The sequence below is a fragment of the Pseudomonas sp. DTU12.3 genome (genome assembly GCF_004124275.1).
GTDB lineage: Bacteria > Pseudomonadota > Gammaproteobacteria > Pseudomonadales > Pseudomonadaceae > Aquipseudomonas > Aquipseudomonas helmanticensis.
In genome coordinates this window covers 242,665-256,178 of the sequence record NZ_CP027218.1, presented here as the reverse complement: position 1 = coordinate 256,178, position 13,514 = coordinate 242,665, and the positions used below count along the sequence as shown (strand labels likewise).

Below are 13,514 nucleotides of genomic sequence, written 5' to 3'. Positions count from 1 at the left end.
GTTTCGCGCAGTTTACCGATCTTCCTTGTAAAACCTAGCTCACCCGCGCAAACCAGCGGCCGTTTTCGCATACCGCGCGGCCATCCATTTCCAGTTCGGTCAGGGCTGCCAGCACTTTCGGTAACGCCCAGCCGCTGCTGTCGGCCAGACCTTCGCTGGTATGCGGCGCGGCGTGGAGTAGGGCGAGCAACGGGTGATCGACTTTCGCTGTGTCTGTGAACAACGGCAAATGCTGCCAGCCGCGCAGCGCTTCGAGAATGTGTTCGATGGTTTCCACCAGCACCGCACCGTCGCGAATCAATTGATGACAACCGCGCGCACCGGGGTGATGGATCGAACCGGGGATTGCATACACCTCGCGCCCCTGTTCCGCTGCCAGCCGCGCAGTGATCAATGAACCGCTGGCGACGCTGGCCTCGACCACCAGCACACCGAGCGACAAGCCGCTGATGATCCGGTTACGCCGCGGGAAGTTGCTCGGCGTCGGTCCGGCGTCCAGCGGAAACTCTGAAAGCACCGCGCTGCCGGACGCAATCATCGCGTCAGCCAGGCGTCGATTGCACTGTGGATAAAAATTTTCCAGGCCGGTGCCCAACACACCCACGGTCAAGCCACCGACATCCAGTGCCGCCTGATGCGCGGCGGCATCAATACCCAGTGCGAGACCACTGGTGATGACAAAACCAGCCCCGGCAAGGCTGCGCGAGAACGCCGCCGCCGTATCCATCCCCGGGCGTGAGGCACGACGGCTGCCGACCATCGCCAGTTGTGGTTTTTCCAGAATCAGTGGGTCGCCAGCAACAAACAGCAGCGGCGGCGGATCGGGAATCTGCGCCAGCAGCGCCGGATAATCCGCCTGATCGGACATCAGCAAATGATGCTCCGGGCGCTCTAGCCAGCGCATCGCATGGCTGGCGCCATCGCGCACCTCAGGACTGCGTCGCGCTTCGGCGCAGGCCGCCGGCATTCCCAGCGAGCGCCAGGCACTCGCTGGCGCGCTGATGGCTTTGGACGCCGAGCCGAAGGCGTCGAGCAATTTGGCAAAGCGCTTCGGACCGATTTCCGGCAAGCGGTGCAGGCGCAGGCGCGCTTCCAGTTCCGCCGGCGAAACCGGCGTGCAGACAGAGAGCATCGTGGATCATCCTTGATCGTTATAAGTCCCGAACCATTCGGAACAAGCTGTGGATAACTCTGTTGGTAACTTGTTAAGCAAGCTTACGGATTTCGCACCTTGTCGAGCACCGCCAGCGAGCGTGAAGCATTGAGGACAAGGCCATAGCTGAGCTTGTCGTAAGTGCGGAACACCATCAGCAACCCGGCGCGTTCGTCGGGAATTTTCAGCGGCTGGCCGGTAATGCGGTCACGCACGGTCTCGCCGGTTTTCATCACCACCAGCACATTGCCTTCGGCCAGACCGTCACGCTTGCCCTTGTTCAGGGTAACCACGTCCATCACGCCGATCTGCGTGACGCCGCGCGGCACGTCAATGATCACGCCGTTGATGGCGCTGGTCGGCGCGCTGGGCATGAAGGTCGAGTTGATCGATCGCTCTTCACCGCTGAACAAGCGGTCACCGAGGCGCACTTCCTGGGTGGTGCGTTGCAGCGCGAGGGTAGCGACGTCGCCTTCGGTGGCAACGATTTCGCCACCGCCGATGTCATCGGCGTTGATCCCGAGAAACTCCTTGGTCTGCGGGTCGGTGTAGACCTTGCCCTGACGGAAGATGCCGTACACCGGCTGATTCGGGTCGAAATGGCCGCGCGCGAAGATACGGTCACCGGTACCGCTGAGCACGCGTTCGGCATCGCCGGCGACGATATATGGCGCCTTGTCGAACTCCTCGACCTTGTCGACGATGCGGTTGCTCAGCAGAAAACTGTTGATCGACTTGAGCGGAATGCTCGGAATCGGCTCGGCCACCGGGCTGGTGCGGATCCGTGGCGAGAGCTTGATGGTGCCGCGCGACTCACCGCGATTGAGCATCAGGCGGGGCTGACCGTTGACGTAACTGAGCGTCAGCGTGTCGCCAGGGTAGATCAGGTTGGGGTTTTCAATCTGCGGATTGGCCCGCCACAGCTGCGGCCACTGCCAGGGTTCGCGCAGGTATTTGCCGGAAATGTCCCAGAGTGTGTCACCCGCAACCACCGTGTATTGCTGTGGAAAATCATCCCTGAGTTGCACTTGCCCTTGCGCCACGCCGGCCGAAGCCAGCAACAGCAGGGCGAGTAGTGTTTTCCTCATGCAGTGAATCCCTTTATCATGTGCGTTCGCGTGAACCGTCAGAGCCCCCGTGGCTCGCTTGAGCAAATTGCACAAGCTACGCTTCACAACGGTAGCCTGCATCTTCGGACCTGCCAGGCCATCGCCCGACTTTACTCAATACGTGCAGCAATCAAAGCCTATGGCCATTTTAGACATCCTCGAATTTCCGGACCCACGTCTGCGCACTATCGCCAAACCAGTGGCTGTAGTGGACGACGAAGTGCGTCAGTTGGTCGACGACATGTTTGAAACAATGTATGAAGCGCCGGGCATCGGCCTCGCCGCGACCCAGGTCAACGTGCACAAACGTATCGTCGTGATGGACCTTTCCGAAGACCGCACCGAACCCCGGGTGTTCATCAACCCCGAGTTCGAATCGCTGACCGACGAAATGGAGCAATATCAGGAAGGCTGCCTGTCGGTCCCGGGTTTCTACGAAAACGTCGATCGCCCGCAGAAGGTCAGGATCAAGGCGCTGGACCGCGACGGCAAGCCCTATGAACTGATCGCCGAAGGCCTGCTCGCGGTGTGCATCCAGCACGAATGCGACCACCTCAACGGCAAATTGTTCGTCGATTACCTGTCCACGCTCAAACGCGACCGGATCAAGAAGAAACTGGAAAAGCAGCACCGCCAGAACGCTTGATGCCCCTCTTCAAAGGCTTGCTGCGGCAAGCCTTTTTCTTTTTATGAGACTCCCTTCATGACTGAGCCACTGCGCATCGTTTTTGCCGGCACCCCGGAATTCGCCGCCGAACACCTCAAGGCCCTGCTGAGCAGCCCTTACGAGATCGTTGCGGTCTACACCCAACCGGATCGTCCGGCCGGTCGCGGGCAAAAACTGATGCCGAGCCCGGTCAAACAGCTCGCGCTGGAAAACAATATCCAGGTGTTGCAGCCGCCGACGTTGCGCAACCCGCAGGCTCAAGCTGAACTGGCCGCGCTGAAACCGGATTTGCTGGTGGTGGTCGCCTACGGCCTGATCCTGCCGCAAGTGGTGCTGGATATTCCGCGTCTGGGCTGCATCAACAGTCACGCCTCCTTGCTGCCACGCTGGCGCGGTGCGGCGCCGATTCAGCGCGCCGTCGAACACGGTGATGCCGAAAGCGGCGTGACCGTGATGCGCATGGAAGCCGGCCTCGACACCGGGCCGATGCTGCTCAAGGTGGTCACGCCGATCACCGGCGAAGATACCGGCGGCAGCCTGCACGACCGTCTCGCCGAGATGGGGCCGCTGGCCGTGGTGCAGGCGATTGCCGGTCTGGCTGCTGGCACCCTTGAAGGCGAAGTGCAGAACGATGAACTCGCCACTTACGCGCACAAACTCAACAAAGACGAAGCACGCATCGACTGGAGCCGTCCGGCGGTTGAGTTGGAGCGCCTGGTGCGCGCCTTCAATCCATGGCCGATTACCCACAGCACCCTCAACGGTGAAGCGCTGAAAGTACTGGCGGCAACCATTGCCGACGGCAAAGGCGCGCCGGGTGAAATCCTCAGCGCCAGCAAGGACGGGCTGATCGTCGCCTGCGGTGAACAGGCGCTGTGTCTGACCCGCCTGCAATTGCCCGGCGGCAAAGCGCTGAATTTCAGCGACCTGTTCAATAGCCGTCGTGAGAAGTTCGCTGTCGGCACGGTGCTCGGCGCAGCGGTGGACGCGCAATGAACCCGCGTCTGGCCGCCGCCAAGGCACTCGCCGCCGTACTCAGTGGCAAAGCTTCGTTGAACAGCTCACTGCCGACGCAACTGGACAAGGTCGAGGATCGCGATCGCGGTTTCACTCAGGACCTGGCCTTTGGCACCGCGCGCTGGCAGCCACGTCTGTCGGCGCTGGCCGAGAAGCTGCTGCAGAAACCGTTCAAAGCTGCGGATGCCGATGTCGAAGCGCTGCTGCTGGTCGGTCTCTATCAGTTGCTCTACACCCGCGTGCCAGCCCACGCCGCCATCGGCGAAACCGTCGGTTGCGCCGACAAGCTGAAAAAACCTTGGGCGAAAGGCCTGCTCAATGCCGTGTTGCGCAATGCCCAGCGCGAAAGCGAGACGATTTTCGCCGAACTGGAGCGCGATCCAGTGGTGCGCACCGCTCATCCGCGCTGGCTGCAAAAATCCCTGAAAGCTTTCTGGCCGGAACAGTGGGAAGCCATCTGCGAGGCGAACAACGCGCATCCGCCGATGATCCTGCGGGTCAATCGCCGCCATCACAGCCGCGACGCTTACCTCGGTCTGCTGACTGAGGCCGGCATTGCTGCGACACCGTGCGTGTACAGCCGCGACGGCATCATCCTCGAAGCCGCCGCCGACGTGCGCAGCCTGCCGGGTTTCGCCGAAGGCTGGATCAGCGTGCAGGACGAAGCCGCGCAACTGGCCGCTGACCTGCTCGACCTGGCGCCGGGCCAACGCGTGCTCGACGCCTGCTGCGCGCCTGGCGGCAAGACCTGCCACATCCTCGAAGCCGAACCGGCACTGGCCGGCGTGGTGGCGGTGGATCTGGAAGCCAAACGTCTGGTGCGAGTCAAAGAAAACCTCGAACGCCTGGGTCTCGACGCCGAATTGATCGCTGCCGATGGCCGTGATATCGACAAATGGTGGGACGGCAAACCGTTCCAGCGCATCCTGCTCGATGCACCATGCTCGGCCACCGGCGTGATCCGTCGCCATCCGGACATCAAGCTGACCCGTCAGCCCGACGACATCGTCGCCCTCGCGCAACTGCAAGGCGAGCTGCTCGAGGCGATGTGGAAAACCCTCGAAGTCGGCGGCATCCTGCTGTATGCCACCTGCTCGACGCTGCCGACCGAAAACACCGAAGTCATCGCCGCGTTCCTTGAGCGCACACCAGGCGCCCGCGAACTGGATCTGGCCACCACGGCAGGGATCAAACAGCCCCATGGCCGCCAATTGCTGGCCCAGCAGGGTGGGCATGACGGTTTCTACTACGCCAAGCTGATCAAGATCGCTGCCGCGCGCGGCTAAACGGATTCAACGGAGTGACTGGATGAAAATCATCATCCTCGGTGCGGGACAGGTCGGCGGTTCGCTGGCGGAACACCTGGCCAGCGAGGCCAACGACATTACCGTGGTCGATACCGACGGCGAACGCCTGCGCGACCTCGGCGATCGCCTCGACATCCGTACCGTGCAGGGCCGTGGCTCGCTGCCGTCGGTGTTGCGTCAGGCCGGTGCCGATGACGCCGACATGCTGGTGGCGGTGACCAACAGCGACGAAACCAACATGGTCGCCTGCCAGGTCGCCCACACGCTGTTCCACACCCCGACCAAGATCGCCCGGGTGCGTGAAGCGTCCTACCTCAATCGCGAGGAACAACTGTTTCAGAACGAAGCGATCCCGGTCGACGTGCTGATCAGCCCCGAGCAAGTGGTGACCAACTACATCAAGCGCCTGATCCAGCATCCCGGCGCCTTGCAGGTGATCGATTTCGCCGAAGGTGCGGCGCAACTGGTGGCGGTGCGTGCCTATTACGGCGGGCCGTTGGTGGGGCAGCAACTACGGCAGTTGCGCGAACACATGCCGAATGTCGAAACCCGCGTTGCGGCGATTTTTCGCCGTGACCGGCCGATCCTGCCGCAGGGCGATACCGTGATCGAGGCCGACGACGAGGTCTTCTTCATCGCCGCGCGTGAGAATATTCGCGCGGTGATGAGTGAAATGCGCCGCCTCGATGAAACCTACAAACGCATCGTCATTGCGGGCGGCGGGCAGATCGGCGAGCGTCTGGCCGAGGCCATCGAAAGCCGTTATCAGGTGAAGATCATCGAGATGAACCCGGCGCGTTGCCGCTATCTCTCCGACACCCTCGACAGCACCGTGGTGTTGCAGGGCAGTGCGTCCGACCGCGATTTGCTGCTGGAAGAGAACATTGCCGACGCCGACATCTTCCTCGCGCTGACCAACGATGACGAAGCCAACATCATGTCGTCGCTGCTGGCGAAACGGCTGGGGGCAAAGAAGGTCATGACGATCATCAACAACCCGGCCTACGTCGATCTGATTCAGGGCGGCGATATCGACATCGCCATCAGCCCGCAACTGGCGACCATCGGCACGCTGCTGGCCCACGTGCGCCGTGGCGATATCGTCAGCGTGCACTCATTGCGGCGCGGCGCGGCGGAGGCGATCGAGGCGATTGCCCACGGTGATGCGAAATCGAGCAAGGTGATTGGCAAGCCGATCGAGAAAATCGGCCTGCCGCCGGGCACCACGATCGGTGCGGTGATCCGCAACGAACAAGTGATCATCGCCCACGACGACACGGTGATCGAAGCGGGCGACCATGTGATTCTGTTCCTTGTGGATAAAAAGCATATTCGCGATGTGGAGAAGCTGTTTCATGTGGGGTTGAGCTTCTTCTGATCCGGAATTTCGCTGACTGTGATGGCCTCTTCGCGAGCAAGCCCGCTCCCACATTTGGAATGCATTCCCCCTGTGGGAGCGGGCTTGCTCGCGAAAGCGGCCTCACTAAACCCGATCAACACCTGACACTCCCCCGAAAAGGTATCCACCCATGCTCGAATCTCTGGAAAAAATGCTCGCCAAGGGTGTGGATAACTCTCTGCTGCGCTTCGGCCTGGGCAAGGGCTATCTGGATCTGGGCGAAAATGCCAAAGCCGCCGAGCATTTCCAGCGCTGTGTCGGCTTTGATCCGAAGTATTCAGCGGCGTGGAAATTGTTGGGCAAGGCGCAGCTGGCGCTGGGCAATCACGCTGCCGCGCGTCAGGCGTGGGAGCAAGGTCTGGAAGCGGCCCGCGCGCATGGCGACAAGCAGGCCGAGAAGGAAATGACGGTGTTCTTGAAGAAGCTCGATCGTCAGGCGCAGTGATTTTCTATAGATAGCGCAGGCCGATGCCTTCCGCATCGACCGTCACCACTTCCATCCGCACTCGCGGCGCGCCTGTGGGTAAGTCCTGTACCTGGCCATAAACCACCGCGCCTTTGGGCAAAGAAGCCAAGCGCGGGTGCTGGACGTACACGCCAGTCGGGGACAGGTTGCGGGTTTGCCCGAGGCATTCGCCGAAGCTGTCGTGGGTGATCTTGATGCGGAAGGATTTGCGTTGTTCGGACATCTTGGTGCGCCCTTTTTGAACGGTTGTGGATAACTCAAGCAGGATCAAAGATCGTCCGATCGCGGCCCGAACCTGCGGCAGCTCCTACAGGTTATCCACAGAGTGTGCCAATTACCTCAGTACCAGCGTTCTTCGCCGGGTGGGCGCTTTTTGAAGCGCTTCATGCTCCACATGTACTGGCTTGGATACGCCGCGACGTAGCGTTCGACGACTTTGCTCATTGCCGCACAGGATTCGGCGGTGTCGGTGCTGTACATGGCTTCGGGCGCGGCTTCGAGGATGACTTTGTAGCCGGAACCGTCGGGCAGGCGCAGCGCATGCAGGAATACGCCGACGGCTTTGCCACCGGCCAACATGTTCGGAACGAATTTGCTGGTCAGCGCTTGCGTGGCGAAGAACGGCACGAAGATCCCGGCGGATTCGGCTGGTTCCGGGTCAGCGGGGATGCCCACTGCACCACCTTTGCGCACTTCCTTGATGACGCTGAGGATGCCTTCCTTGGTGGAGGCGGCGACTTTGTTGCCCAGTTGCACGCGCTGTTTGCGCAGCAAATCGTCCACAGCCTTGAGCTTTGGCGGGCGGTAGAAAATGATTGGTTTGCACTGGCTGCAATAGAAGTGGTTGAGCACTTCCCAGTTGCCCAGGTGGCTGGTGATGCCGACCACGCCTTTGCCCGAGGCCAAGGCGTCTTTCAGCACGTCGAGGCCTTCGACTTCGCGCACCAGATCAATCGAACGCTGCGCCGGCCAGATCCACGCGCAGGCGCTTTCGGTCAGCGACTTGCCGATGTCTTTCAGGCTTTGGCCGACCAGACGCTCACGTTCGGCCGCATCCATCTGTGGAAAACATTTGGCGAGATTGATCCGCACCACGTCGCGGGAGCGGTTGGGGGTTTTCCACATGATCCAGCCGATCGCCGAACCCACGGCCTGCACGGCCCGCCATGGCAGCAGGGCAAACAGCCGCAGAGCGCCTACCAGCAAGGCGCCTTTAAACTTTTCCACAGGTCACTCCTGATCTTGTGCGGTGCGCGAGGCGCCCATTCTAACCGCCGTTGGCGAGCTGCGCGTAGCGGTCGCAGTCCTGGGTGTGGTCCATGACCATGCCCGAGGCCTGCATCAGTGCGTAGCAAATGGTCGGGCCGACGAACGTGAACCCGGCCTTTTTCAGGCCTTTGCTCATCGCCAGCGCTTCGGGGGTGATCGCCGGGACTTCGCTGCGATCCTTGAAATGATTGATGATCGGCTGGTCGCCGACGAACGACCAGAGGAACCCCACCGGATCCTCCAGCGCCAGCCAGGCCTGGGCATTGCGGCGGGCGGCATTGAGTTTGAGGCGGTTGCGGATGATCCCCGGATCGAGCATCAACTCGTCGATTTCAGCGTCGCTCATTTGCGCCACGCGCTGCACGTCGAAGCCGAACAACACCTCGCGATAACGCTCGCGTTTGCGCAGCACGGTGATCCACGACAGCCCGGCCTGGAACCCTTCGAGCAAAAGCAACTCGAACAAACCCTGCGCATCGCGTAGCGGCGTGCCCCACTCCTGATCGTGATAAGCCATGTACAGCGGATCTTCGGTACACCAAAAGCAGCGTGGCATAAGGCTCCAGGGGGTGGAGGTGCGACTGAATCGGGTATACTCCCGCTCTTTAAATCGCAGCCCAAGAAACAGGTGAATTTCGTGAGCCAGCCTACGCCAGCCGTGCGTACCTTCCAAGACTTGATCCTCGCGCTCCAGCAATACTGGGCCGAGCAAGGTTGCGTGGTACTTCAGCCCTACGATATGGAAGTAGGCGCCGGCACTTTCCACACCGCGACCTTCCTCCGTGCCATCGGCCCGGAAACCTGGAACGCCGCCTACGTGCAGCCAAGCCGCCGTCCGACTGACGGCCGCTACGGTGAAAACCCGAACCGTCTGCAGCACTACTATCAGTTCCAGGTCGTGCTCAAGCCCAACCCGGACAACTTCCAGGAACTGTACCTGGGCTCCCTCAAGCATGTCGGCCTGGACCCACTGGTTCACGACATTCGCTTCGTCGAAGACAACTGGGAATCGCCGACCCTCGGCGCATGGGGTCTGGGCTGGGAAGTCTGGCTGAACGGCATGGAAGTGACTCAGTTCACCTACTTCCAACAGGCTGGTGGCATCGAGTGCTACCCGGTGACCGGCGAGATCACTTACGGCCTCGAGCGTCTGGCCATGTACCTGCAAGGCGTGGATTCGGTCTACGACCTGGTCTGGGCTGACGGCCCGATGGGCAAAGTCACCTACGGCGACGTGTTCCACCAGAACGAAGTGGAGCAGTCCACTTACAACTTCGAACACGCCAACGTCGACAAGCTGTTCGAACTGTTCGACTTCTATGAAAGCGAAGCCAAGCGCCTGATCGAACTCGACCAGCCGCTGCCGTTGCCGAGCTACGAAATGGTCCTGAAGGCGTCGCACACCTTCAACCTGCTGGATGCGCGCCGGGCGATCTCGGTGACCGCGCGTCAGCAATACATTTTGCGCGTACGCACCCTGGCGCGTTCCGTTGCGCAAGCCTACCTGCTGGCGCGCGCCAAGCTGGGCTTCCCGATGGCGACCCCGGATCTGCGTGACGAAGTACTGGCCAAGCTGGAGGCAGCACAATGAGTGCGCAAGATTTTCTGGTTGAACTGGGCACCGAAGAACTGCCACCGAAAGCCCTGAACACCTTGGCTGAGGCATTCCTCGCCGGTATCGACAAGGGCCTGCAAGCCGCAGGCCTGAGCTATGAGACTAAAACCGTCTACGCGGCGCCGCGCCGTCTGGCTGTGCTGATCACCGCGCTGGCCACCCAGCAACCGGATCGCAGCATCAACCTCGACGGCCCGCCACGTCAGGCGGCGTTCGACGCTGACGGCAACCCGACTCAGGCAGCTTTGGGTTTCGCCAAGAAATGCGGCGTTGATCTGAGCGAAATCGATCAGAGCGGCCCGAAACTGCGTTACAGCCAGAGCATCGCCGGCAAGCCGACCGCGAGCCTGCTGCCGACCATCGTCGAAGATTCGCTGAACGACCTGCCGATCCCGAAACGCATGCGTTGGGGTGCGCGCAAGGAAGAGTTCGTGCGTCCGACCCAGTGGCTGGTGATGCTGCTCGGTGACCAGGTCATCGACTGCACCATCCTCGCGCAGAAGGCTGGCCGTGATTCCCGTGGTCACCGTTTCCATCACCCGGAAAGCGTGCGCATCGGTTCGCCGTCGAGCTACCTCGCCGACCTGCGTGCCGCTTACGTGCTGGCCGACGCCAACGAGCGTCGCGAGATCATCAGCAAGCGCACCGAAGAGCTGGCCACCCGTCAGGAAGGCACGGCTATCGTTCCGCCGGCATTGCTCGACGAAGTGACCGCGCTGGTTGAATGGCCGGTGCCGCTGGTGTGTTCGTTCGAGGAACGTTTCCTCGACGTGCCGCAGGAAGCGCTGATCACCACCATGCAGGACAACCAGAAGTACTTCTGCCTGCTGGATGCCGACGGCAAGTTGCTGCCACGTTTCATCACTGTGGCCAACATCGAAAGCAAAGACCCGCAGCAGATCATCGCCGGTAACGAAAAAGTGGTTCGCCCACGCCTGACCGACGCCGAGTTCTTCTTCAAGCAAGACAAGAAGCAGAAACTCGAAGCTTTCAATGATCGCCTGAAGAACGTGGTGTTCCAGGAAAAACTCGGCAGCGTCTACGACAAGGCCGAGCGCGTATCAAAACTGGCTGCGTACATCGCCGCACGCATTGGCGGCAACGCGTCGTGGGCTGCTCGCGCGGGCCTGCTGTCGAAGTGCGACCTGGCCACTGAAATGGTTGGCGAGTTCCCGGAGATGCAAGGTGTCGCCGGTTACTACTACGCCCTCAATGACGGCGAGCCGGAAGACGTCGCGCTGGCGCTGAACGAGCAATACATGCCACGCGGTGCCGGTGCAGAACTGCCGTCGACCCTGACCGGTGCGGCCGTTGCCATCGCTGACAAGCTCGACACCCTGGTCGGTATCTTTGGTATCGGCATGCTGCCAACCGGCAGCAAAGACCCGTATGCCCTGCGCCGCGCGGCACTCGGTGTGCTGCGTATCCTCATCGAGAAGAAACTTGATCTGGACCTGAACGATGCCGTGGCGTTCGCCGTGGCCGCGTTCGGTGCCAAGGTTAAGGCTGCCGGCCTCAACGAGTCGGTGCTGGAGTTCATCTTCGACCGTCTGCGTGCACGCTACGAAGACGAAGGCGTTGAAGTGGCCACTTACCTGTCGGTACGTGCCCTGAAGCCGGGTTCGGCGCTGGACTTCGATCAGCGTGTGCAAGCGGTGCAAGCGTTCCGCAAGCTGCCGGAAGCGGCAGCGCTGGCGGCAGTGAACAAGCGTGTATCGAACCTGTTGAGCAAAGTAGAAGGCGCGGTACCGACCGAGGTCCAAGCCAAGTATTTCGATAACGCCAACGAGTTCTCGCTGTACTCGGCGATCCAGCAAGCGGATCAAGCGGTGCAGCCGATGGCCGCAGCGCGTCAGTACAACGAATCGCTGGCACGCCTGGCCGCCTTGCGCGAGCCGGTGGATGCATTCTTCGACGCGGTGATGGTCAATGCCGACGACGCCAATGTACGGGCCAACCGTTACGCGCTGCTGGCGCGTCTGCGTGGCCTGTTCCTCGGTGTTGCCGACATTTCGCTGCTGGGTTGAGGGATTGCTGTTGAAACTGCTGATTCTCGATCGGGACGGAGTGATCAATTACGACTCCGACGCTTACATCAAGTCCGTGGCGGAGTGGATGCCGTTGCCCGGCTCGATCGAGGCGATTGCGCAGTTGAGCAAGGCCGGCTGGACGGTGGCGGTCGCCACCAACCAGTCGGGTATTGCTCGCGGCTACTACGACCTCGCCACCCTCGATGCCATGCACGCGCGGTTGCGCGAGTTGGTGGCGGAGCAGGGCGGTGAGGTCGGGCTGATCGTGTATTGCCCGCATGGGCCGGACGAAGGCTGCGATTGCCGCAAGCCGAAACCGGGGATGCTGAAAACCATCGCGGCGCATTACGACGTCGAGCTGACCAATGTCTGGTTCGTCGGCGACAGCCTTGGTGACCTGGAGGCCGCCAAAGCCGTCGATTCACAGCCAGTTTTGGTAAAGACCGGAAAAGGCGAAAAGACTCAGGGCAAAACCCTGCCGGTGGGCACTCTGATTTTTGACGATCTGGCGGCGATTGCCGCAGAACTTATCCACAACTAGAGTACTTCTGAAGTTCCTGACCAGGGATTGATCGGGAGTGCGCTTGAACACTCGGGCATTGCCCCGTCACGGTAAACGTCACTATGTCGATACTGCGGGCCATCAGAATTTTTCTCTTTTACCTTCTGCTGGGCACCACCTCCCTGCTGTGGTGCAGCTTGAGTTTTTTTATCGCGCCGTTTTTGCCATTCAAGGCGCGTTATCGTTTCATCAACGTGTACTGGTGCCGTTGCGCCTTGTGGTTGACCAAGGTATTTCTCGGTATCCGTTACGAAATCAAAGGCGCGGAAAACGTGCCTGACCGGCCCTGCGTGATTCAATCGAACCACCAGAGCACCTGGGAGACGTTCTTTCTCTCCGCTTATTTCTCGCCGCTGAGCCAAGTGCTCAAACGCGAACTGCTGTATGTACCGTTCTTCGGCTGGGCCATGGCCATGTTGCGGCCTATCGCGATTGACCGCGACAACCCGAAAGCTGCATTGAAACAAGTCGCCGCCAAGGGTGATGAGCTGCTCAAGGACAACGTTTGGGTGCTGATCTTCCCGGAAGGCACACGCGTTCCGTTTGGCACTGTCGGCAAGTTCTCCCGCAGTGGCAGCGCTTTGGCGGTGAATGCGGCGCTTCCGGTGCTGCCGATTGCACACAATGCCGGCAAGTTCTGGCCGAAAATCGGCTGGGGCAAAAAGTGCGGCGTGATCACTGTGGTCATTGGTGAACCGATGTATGCCGAAGGCACAGGCCCGCGCGCCATCGCCGAGTTGAACGACCGGGTGCAAGCCTGGAACGAGAAAACTCAGCGCGAAATGGGCTCACTGCCACCGGCCCCGCAGGCACCAGCGGCAAATGATCAGATCGCTGTCTGAGATTTTGTGGATAACCTGTGTACGGTTTTGCTGAAAAGGCCTGATTATTGATATTAAGTAATTGATTTACTTATATAT

At 60.8% G+C, this 13,514-nt stretch carries 14 protein-coding genes; 9 read left to right on the top strand and 5 right to left on the bottom strand.

Going from position 1 to position 13,514, the window contains the following annotated elements:
* Positions 1 to 34: 34 nt before the first annotated feature.
* Positions 35 to 1,132, bottom strand: coding sequence for a DNA-processing protein DprA (dprA, locus tag C2E19_RS01150; RefSeq protein WP_129386980.1), 1,098 nt, complete (start codon positions 1,130 to 1,132; stop codon positions 35 to 37).
* Positions 1,133 to 1,215: 83 nt separating this feature from the next.
* A complete protein-coding gene (locus tag C2E19_RS01145) occupies positions 1,216 to 2,241 on the bottom strand; it encodes a LysM peptidoglycan-binding domain-containing protein (RefSeq protein ID WP_129386977.1) in 1,026 nt (341 codons plus the stop codon).
* A gap of 160 nt (positions 2,242 to 2,401) precedes the next feature.
* Between C2E19_RS01145 and def the strand changes: the two genes are divergently transcribed.
* The 5 genes from def (at position 2,402) to C2E19_RS01120 (ending at position 7,097) form a co-directional block, all read left to right on the top strand.
* Complete coding sequence (gene def, locus C2E19_RS01140) at positions 2,402 to 2,908, top strand: peptide deformylase (RefSeq protein ID WP_129386974.1); 507 nt, start codon at positions 2,402 to 2,404, stop codon at positions 2,906 to 2,908.
* A 57-nt stretch (positions 2,909 to 2,965) separates the two neighbouring features.
* On the top strand, positions 2,966 to 3,925 hold the full coding sequence (gene fmt, locus C2E19_RS01135; RefSeq protein WP_129386972.1) for a methionyl-tRNA formyltransferase: 960 nt from the start codon (positions 2,966 to 2,968) through the stop codon (positions 3,923 to 3,925).
* Complete coding sequence (gene rsmB, locus C2E19_RS01130) at positions 3,922 to 5,232, top strand: 16S rRNA (cytosine(967)-C(5))-methyltransferase RsmB (protein WP_129386969.1); 1,311 nt, start codon at positions 3,922 to 3,924, stop codon at positions 5,230 to 5,232. The genes fmt and rsmB overlap by 4 nt, the downstream gene beginning before the upstream one ends.
* A 22-nt stretch (positions 5,233 to 5,254) precedes the next feature.
* Positions 5,255 to 6,631, top strand: a complete 1,377-nt coding sequence (trkA, locus tag C2E19_RS01125) for a Trk system potassium transporter TrkA (protein WP_064389689.1) — start codon at positions 5,255 to 5,257, stop codon at positions 6,629 to 6,631.
* Between the two features lie 151 nt (positions 6,632 to 6,782).
* Positions 6,783 to 7,097, top strand: a complete 315-nt coding sequence (locus tag C2E19_RS01120) for a tetratricopeptide repeat protein (protein WP_129386966.1) — start codon at positions 6,783 to 6,785, stop codon at positions 7,095 to 7,097.
* Between the two features lie 4 nt (positions 7,098 to 7,101).
* On the opposite strand, the gene C2E19_RS01115 is transcribed toward C2E19_RS01120, so the two are convergent.
* The 3 genes from C2E19_RS01115 to C2E19_RS01105 all read right to left on the bottom strand — a co-directional run bounded on the left by C2E19_RS01115 (position 7,102) and on the right by C2E19_RS01105 (position 8,943).
* Entirely contained in the window at positions 7,102 to 7,341 is a 240-nt protein-coding gene (locus C2E19_RS01115) for a PilZ domain-containing protein (protein WP_025112264.1), read from the bottom strand.
* 116 nt (positions 7,342 to 7,457) lie between these two features.
* Complete coding sequence (locus C2E19_RS01110; RefSeq protein ID WP_129386963.1) at positions 7,458 to 8,345, bottom strand: lysophospholipid acyltransferase; 888 nt, start codon at positions 8,343 to 8,345, stop codon at positions 7,458 to 7,460.
* 40 nt (positions 8,346 to 8,385) lie between these two features.
* The gene (locus C2E19_RS01105) at positions 8,386 to 8,943 is read right to left on the bottom strand and encodes a DNA-3-methyladenine glycosylase I (RefSeq protein WP_129386960.1); all 558 of its coding nucleotides are present in this window, start codon (positions 8,941 to 8,943) and stop codon (positions 8,386 to 8,388) included.
* Positions 8,944 to 9,024: 81 nt separating this feature from the next.
* On the opposite strand from C2E19_RS01105, the gene glyQ reads away from it, so the two are divergent.
* The 4 genes from glyQ (at position 9,025) to C2E19_RS01085 (ending at position 13,436) form a co-directional block, all read left to right on the top strand.
* The gene (gene glyQ, locus C2E19_RS01100; RefSeq protein ID WP_025112261.1) at positions 9,025 to 9,978 is read left to right on the top strand and encodes a glycine--tRNA ligase subunit alpha; all 954 of its coding nucleotides are present in this window, start codon (positions 9,025 to 9,027) and stop codon (positions 9,976 to 9,978) included.
* Complete coding sequence (gene glyS, locus C2E19_RS01095) at positions 9,975 to 12,029, top strand: glycine--tRNA ligase subunit beta (protein ID WP_129386957.1); 2,055 nt, start codon at positions 9,975 to 9,977, stop codon at positions 12,027 to 12,029. Before glyQ ends, glyS begins: the two co-directional genes overlap by 4 nt.
* Before the next feature lie 4 nt (positions 12,030 to 12,033).
* Entirely contained in the window at positions 12,034 to 12,573 is a 540-nt protein-coding gene (gmhB, locus tag C2E19_RS01090) for a D-glycero-beta-D-manno-heptose 1,7-bisphosphate 7-phosphatase (RefSeq protein ID WP_164979400.1), read from the top strand.
* An 83-nt stretch (positions 12,574 to 12,656) separates the two neighbouring features.
* Entirely contained in the window at positions 12,657 to 13,436 is a 780-nt protein-coding gene (locus C2E19_RS01085) for a 1-acyl-sn-glycerol-3-phosphate acyltransferase (protein ID WP_129386951.1), read from the top strand.
* The last annotated feature ends 78 nt before the right edge of the window (positions 13,437 to 13,514 follow it).

Excerpts from the sequence above, each read along its gene's own strand:
- C2E19_RS01105 (WP_129386960.1), bottom strand. The coding sequence starts at position 8,943 with ATGCCACGCTGCTTTTGGTGTACCGAAGATCCGCTGTACATGGCTTAT.
- C2E19_RS01115 (WP_025112264.1), bottom strand. The coding sequence starts at position 7,341 with ATGTCCGAACAACGCAAATCCTTCCGCATCAAGATCACCCACGACAGC.
- C2E19_RS01120 (WP_129386966.1), top strand. The coding sequence starts at position 6,783 with ATGCTCGAATCTCTGGAAAAAATGCTCGCCAAGGGTGTGGATAACTCT.
- C2E19_RS01145 (WP_129386977.1), bottom strand. The coding sequence starts at position 2,241 with ATGAGGAAAACACTACTCGCCCTGCTGTTGCTGGCTTCGGCCGGCGTG.
- trkA (WP_064389689.1), top strand. The coding sequence starts at position 5,255 with ATGAAAATCATCATCCTCGGTGCGGGACAGGTCGGCGGTTCGCTGGCG.
- fmt (WP_129386972.1), top strand. The coding sequence starts at position 2,966 with ATGACTGAGCCACTGCGCATCGTTTTTGCCGGCACCCCGGAATTCGCC.
- dprA (WP_129386980.1), bottom strand. The coding sequence starts at position 1,132 with ATGCTCTCTGTCTGCACGCCGGTTTCGCCGGCGGAACTGGAAGCGCGC.
- def (WP_129386974.1), top strand. The coding sequence starts at position 2,402 with ATGGCCATTTTAGACATCCTCGAATTTCCGGACCCACGTCTGCGCACT.
- rsmB (WP_129386969.1), top strand. The coding sequence starts at position 3,922 with ATGAACCCGCGTCTGGCCGCCGCCAAGGCACTCGCCGCCGTACTCAGT.
- C2E19_RS01085 (WP_129386951.1), top strand. The coding sequence starts at position 12,657 with ATGTCGATACTGCGGGCCATCAGAATTTTTCTCTTTTACCTTCTGCTG.
- glyS (WP_129386957.1), top strand. The coding sequence starts at position 9,975 with ATGAGTGCGCAAGATTTTCTGGTTGAACTGGGCACCGAAGAACTGCCA.